This is a genomic window from Streptomyces sp. NPDC058662 (genome assembly GCF_042716255.1).
GTDB lineage: Bacteria > Actinomycetota > Actinomycetes > Streptomycetales > Streptomycetaceae > Streptomyces.
Genome location: NZ_JBHXRU010000215.1, coordinates 1 through 1553 on the forward strand (window position 1 = coordinate 1; position 1553 = coordinate 1553).

The following is a 1553-nucleotide window of genomic DNA, read 5'->3' on the forward strand; positions in this document are numbered from 1 at the left end:
GCGCTGGACCACGGGCAGCGCCGGGGCGGCCTCGGTGCCCGGCGCCGCGGCGCGCGGACCCGACGGCAGGGCGGTGGCGGGCAGTTCGGTCAGCGGGGCGCCGAGCGGAGCACGGCTCGCCGGGCGCTGCGCCGCCGCGTCCGGGGACGGCGCCCCGGCCGACGGGGAGACGGCGGGGCGTACGACGGACACCCGGCGCCGGGGCGCGGCGGGTACCCGGGCCACGGTCAGCGTGCGGCCGACGGCGCGCGGCCGGACCACGGCGGGCGCGGGGCCCGCCGGGGCGGGCAGCCGTCCGTCCGCGCGGCCGGTTCCCGCACCGGCGGCGTCCGGGGGGCTCCCGGATCCGCCGGAACGCGAGGTCCCGGTAGCTCCCGACGGGCCGTTCGCGGCCCGCTGGACGGGTGGGGACCCGGCGGCGGTCCGCCGGGCAGGCGTGGCGGGGATCGGCCCGGCGGGGGCGCCGGTGGACCGCGAGGGGGTGGCGCCGGTCCGCTGCGCGGGTGCGGAGCCCCGGTCGCCGGCGGGGGCGCCGGTCGGCCTCGTCGCGTCGGCCGCGGTCCGCCGCGCGGGGGCCGCGGTGGGCCCCGGTGCGGCGGAGCGGGAGGCCCCGGAGGGCTTCGACGGGCCGGCCGAGGGCCCGTGGGGGCGCGGTGTCGCTTCGGCGGAGGCCTCGGGGACCACCGCGATACGGCGGACCAGCGGGAAGCGCGCGGGGGTCGGCGCACGGCCGGCCCCGGCCCGGTCGGCGCCGCCGCCCGCCGTCCCGGCCCGCTGCACGGCGGCAGCCGGCGTGCCGAGTACGGCCGCGGAGTGGGTGGACGTGAGCCCGCGGGTGCTGGGCGCCCCGCCCGACGGGGCCCCGGCCGCCGCCCCCGACGAAGCTGCTGCCGACGGCCCGGCTCCCGGCGGGACGTCCGCCGCACCCTCGCGGGCCGCGGCCCGCGCGACGAACGGGCGCGCCGATGCGCCGGCGTCGGCGCCCCGACCGGGGGCGCCGTCGCGGGCCGGCCGTACGGCGGCCGGGTCGGCCGGAGCGCCCGTACGGGCGCTCCCGGGGGCGGGCCGTACGGCGTGGGGCATGGGCAGGGCGGGCCCGGACGCGGATCCGGGCGCGCCGGGACCGGCCGCACGGGTGCCGCCGGGACCGGCCGCACCGGCGCCGAGGGGACCGGCCGCGCGGTCGGCGCCGAGAGCCGGGTGTACGGCGTTCGGCAGGGGCCGGTCTGGAGCGGGCGCGCCCAAGCCGGACGTACCGGGGCCGGACGTACGGGGACCGGCGGGGCCGGACGCGTGGTCGGCGCCGCGGGAGGGCCCCACGGCATGGGGCAGGGGCCGGTCGGGGGTTGACGCGGACCCGGGCGGGCCCGAGCGGGAGGGCTGGACGACCTTCGGGGAGAGCACGCCCGAGCCGGACGCGGACGCGTCCCGGCCGCGCACCCCGGAGGGGCCGGGGTCGCGGGGCGCCGGGCTCGGCGAGGGCGCGCCGGGGCGCGCACGGCGCGAGACCGCGGGGAGGTCGCGCGGGCGCGCTGCGTCGGGAGCCGGCGGGG

1 pseudogene is annotated in these 1553 nt (G+C 85.2%); it reads right to left on the reverse strand.

The annotated features are described in order from the left end of the window. Nucleotides 1-1083 (reverse strand): annotated as a pseudogene (locus tag ACFWUQ_RS31445) (hypothetical protein); the annotation flags it as partial. Nucleotides 1084-1553 lie beyond the last annotated feature (470 nt).